The following is a 3,746-nucleotide window of genomic DNA, read 5'->3' on the forward strand; positions in this document are numbered from 1 at the left end:
GAGGGATGCGGCTCTGGATTGTAGTCCAGACGGGACCTGCGGGCAAAGCGAGCGTGCCTGCTGCGGCGCCCTGGCGAGCGTTTCACGGACGCTCTCGGCGAAGTTGGCCCGGACCTTGCTTCATCCCTTGCGCAAGCCACGATGCAATCCCTTCGCAAATGGAGAATTCCCATGGCCGTCGCCCCTGGTGTGTTGTTGCCGCCGACGCCTGATGTAAAGCCCAAGGCCGCTGCGCCGAAGAGCCAGCAGAAAACGCCTGAGCCCAGTAACGACAAGACTTCCAGCTTCTCCGACATGTATGCCAAGGAGACCGCGAAGAAGCCCGCCGAGCGCGCCGACGGTCCCTCCAAGGGTTCGCGGGACAAGCCGCGGGACGCCGGCAAGGAGGCTGCCGAGGCGCAGCCGACGGATACCGCCGGGCAACCGGCCGTTGCCGAAGACGGCAAGCCTTTGCCGGCCGACGGCCAGGCCAAGGCCGACGGCGAAAATAAAGTCGAAACGCCGGTCGATCCGCTGCAACTGCTCGGCCTCGGCGGCGCCGTGCCGATGCTCGACGAGAATACCCAGGCGACTTTGCTGCCGCCGGCCGTGCCGACGGCCAGCAGTGCTCCGGCCAGCCTGACCGAAGCCAGCAGCGACCCGACCCTGGTCAAGCTCAACGGCGTTCCGGCAGTGAACATGGCCCTGGAGCAGGGTGCCCAGGACGCCGCGCAGGCGGCGAAAGGCGGGCCGGCGAAGAGCGCCGATCCGCGCCAGGCGAACCTCGGCGATGCCCTTGCCAGCCTGACCTCGGATTCCTTGACCAAGGCCGTCGACGGCAAGGCGCTCGAGGCCCAGTTGCAGCAGACCGCCGAGCCGGCCGTCGCCAGCGCCGCCTCCGAGAGCCTGCTGGAGAGCAAGGCGGAACCCCGCGGTGAACCTTTCGCGGCCAAGCTCAACGGGCTGACTCAGGCCATGGCGCAACAGGCCCTGACCAACCGTCCGGTGAACGGCACGGTGCCCGGCCAGCCGGTGGCGATGCAGCAGAACGGCTGGAGCGAGGCGGTGGTGGACCGGGTGATGTGGATGTCCAGCCAGAACCTGAAGTCGGCGGAGATCCAGCTCGACCCCGCCGAGCTGGGACGCCTGGACGTGCGCATCCACATGACCGCCGACCAGACCCAGGTGACCTTCGCCAGTCCCAACGCCGGCGTTCGCGACGCCCTGGAAAGCCAGATGCACCGGCTGCGCGACATGTTCAGCCAGCAGGGCATGAACCAACTCGACGTGAACGTCTCCGACCAGTCGCTGGCGCGGGGCTGGCAGGGCCAGCAGCAGGGCGAGGGCGGATCGGCGCGCGGACGCGGCTTTGCCGGCGAGGCCTCGGGCGATGAGGAAACCCTTGCCGGAGTCAGCGAGATCCGCAGCCGGCCGGGTTCCTCGGCGGCGCGCGGTCTGGTCGACTACTACGCCTGAGGCGAACGACTGCATTTCCCCTTTGGGCCTCCTGCGGGAGGCCTTTCTTTTTCCGGAGCGGGCGATTTCGCAAAAGACGGGGATGATTTCCTGTGGCCAGGCTGTAATATCCGCGCCGTCTATCATCTCGGACAGCATTCCGGGGCTGGCCCCAGGGGGCGGGGCGGCGTTGCAGAAATGGCACAACCCTTGCTCTGCCCCTGTGAAACCCTTCATTTGACGCTATAGCGACGGATTTTTGGCATGGCTAAGAAAGAGGCGACACCCGCCGACGCGGGGGCTCCGAGCGGCGGCAAGAGCAAGCTGAAGCTGATCCTGCTGATCGTGGTCGGCCTGCTGCTGGCGATCGGCCTGTCGGTGGGCGGCACCTGGTTCTTCCTCAGCAAGTCGCTGAAGGCCGAGAAGACCGAGGAAGTCGCCAGCGAGGCGGCGAAGCCGGGCAAGCAGCCGGCGCTCTACGAGATCCTGGCGCCGGCCTTCGTCGTCAACTTCAACCAGAACGGCCGGCAGCGCTACATGCAGGTCGGCGTCGCGTTGATGGGGCGCGACAAGGCGCAGATGGACGCATTGCGCGAGCACATGCCGCTGGTTCGCAATAAACTGGTGATGCTGTTCTCGAGTCAGAGTTTCGACTCGCTGGTGACGCCGGTGGGCAAGGAAATGCTCCGCCAGCAGGCGACCGCCGGATTGCAGGAACTGGCCAAGAAGGAAACCGGCCAACTGGCTATCGAACAAGTGTTGTTCACCAATTTCGTGCTGCAGTAGGTATCCCATGGCCGTGCAAGATCTGCTTTCCCAGGATGAAATCGACGCGCTGTTGCACGGCGTCGACGATGGCCTGGTGGAAACCGAAGTCGAGGCGACGCCGGGATCGGTCAAGTCCTATGACCTGACCAGCCAGGACCGCATCGTCCGGGGCCGCATGCCGACCCTGGAGATGATCAACGAGCGTTTCGCCCGCTACACCCGCATCAGCATGTTCAACCTGCTGCGCCGTTCGGCCGACGTCGCGGTCGGCGGCGTGCAGGTGATGAAGTTCGGCGAGTACGTGCACTCGCTGTACGTTCCCACCAGCCTCAACCTGGTGAAGATGAAGCCGCTGCGCGGCACCGCGCTGTTCATCCTCGACGCCAAGCTGGTGTTCAAGCTGGTGGACAACTTCTTCGGCGGCGACGGCCGCCACGCCAAGATCGAGGGCCGCGAGTTCACCCCGACCGAACTGCGGGTGGTGCGGATGGTGCTGGAGCAGGCCTTCGTCGATCTGAAGGAAGCCTGGCAGGCGGTGCTGGAGATGAACTTCGAGTACGTCAACTCGGAGGTCAACCCGGCCATGGCCAACATCGTCAGTCCCAGCGAGGTGGTGGTGGTCTCCACCTTCCACATCGAACTGGACGGCGGTGGCGGCGACCTGCACATCACCATGCCCTATTCGATGATCGAGCCGATCCGCGAGATGCTCGACGCCGGTTTCCAGTCCGACCACGACGACCAGGACGAGCGCTGGATCAAGGCCCTGCGCGAGGACGTGCTCGACGTCCAGGTACCGCTCGGCGCCACCGTGGTCCGCCGCCAGCTCAAGCTGCGCGACATCCTGCACATGCAGCCGGGCGACGTGATCCCGGTGGAGATGCCGGAACACATGGTGATGCGCGCCAACGGCGTGCCCGCCTTCAAGGTCAAGCTGGGCGCCCACAAGGGCAACCTGGCGCTACAGATTCTCGAAGCGGTCGAGCGCTCGCGCTGATCGCTTCCCCCGGAGGAAAGACGAACCATGGCAGACGAAGAAAAAGTGACCACCGAGGAACAGGCACTGGCCGACGAGTGGGCGGCGGCGCTGGCCGAGGCGGGCGACGCCAGCCAGGACGACATCGATGCGCTGATGGCCCAGGGCGGCGCGACCCCCGTGGCGGAGCCGAGCACCCCGCGGGCGCCGATGGAAGAGTTCGGCGCTTCGCCGAAGGCGCCGACCATTTCCGGCCTGGAGGGGCCCAACCTGGATGTGATCCTGGACATCCCGGTGACCATTTCCATGGAGGTCGGGCATACCGACATCAGCATCCGCAACCTGCTGCAGCTGAACCAGGGGTCGGTGATCGAACTCGATCGCCTGGCCGGCGAGCCGCTGGACGTACTGGTCAACGGCACCCTGATCGCCCACGGCGAGGTGGTGGTGGTGAACGAGAAGTTCGGCATCCGCCTGACCGACGTGATCAGTCCCAGCGAACGCATCAAGAAGCTGCGCTGACATGCGTCGCTACCTGTTCGCCGGCTTCCTGCCGGCACTCGCCTCG

4 protein-coding genes are annotated in these 3,746 nt (G+C 65.8%); all 4 read left to right on the forward strand.

The features are described from left to right. Positions 1 to 171 precede the first annotated feature (171 nt). Positions 172 to 1,455 carry a flagellar hook-length control protein FliK gene (locus FFS27_RS30150; RefSeq protein ID WP_021264529.1) on the forward strand — a complete coding sequence of 428 codons (1,284 nt, stop codon included), beginning with the start codon at positions 172 to 174 and terminating at the stop codon, positions 1,453 to 1,455. 243 nt (positions 1,456 to 1,698) lie between these two features. Further along, complete coding sequence (gene fliL, locus FFS27_RS30155; protein WP_003083042.1) at positions 1,699 to 2,220, forward strand: flagellar basal body-associated protein FliL; 522 nt, start codon at positions 1,699 to 1,701, stop codon at positions 2,218 to 2,220. Positions 2,221 to 2,227: 7 nt separating this feature from the next. Beyond that, a complete protein-coding gene (gene fliM / locus FFS27_RS30160; protein WP_003083045.1) occupies positions 2,228 to 3,199 on the forward strand; it encodes a flagellar motor switch protein FliM in 972 nt (323 codons plus the stop codon). A gap of 27 nt (positions 3,200 to 3,226) precedes the next feature. Then, on the forward strand, positions 3,227 to 3,700 hold the full coding sequence (gene fliN, locus FFS27_RS30165; RefSeq protein WP_003083049.1) for a flagellar motor switch protein FliN: 474 nt from the start codon (positions 3,227 to 3,229) through the stop codon (positions 3,698 to 3,700). The last annotated feature ends 46 nt before the right edge of the window (positions 3,701 to 3,746 follow it).

The organism is Pseudomonas sp. 2VD (assembly GCF_005503585.1).
Taxonomy (GTDB): domain Bacteria; phylum Pseudomonadota; class Gammaproteobacteria; order Pseudomonadales; family Pseudomonadaceae; genus Pseudomonas; species Pseudomonas aeruginosa.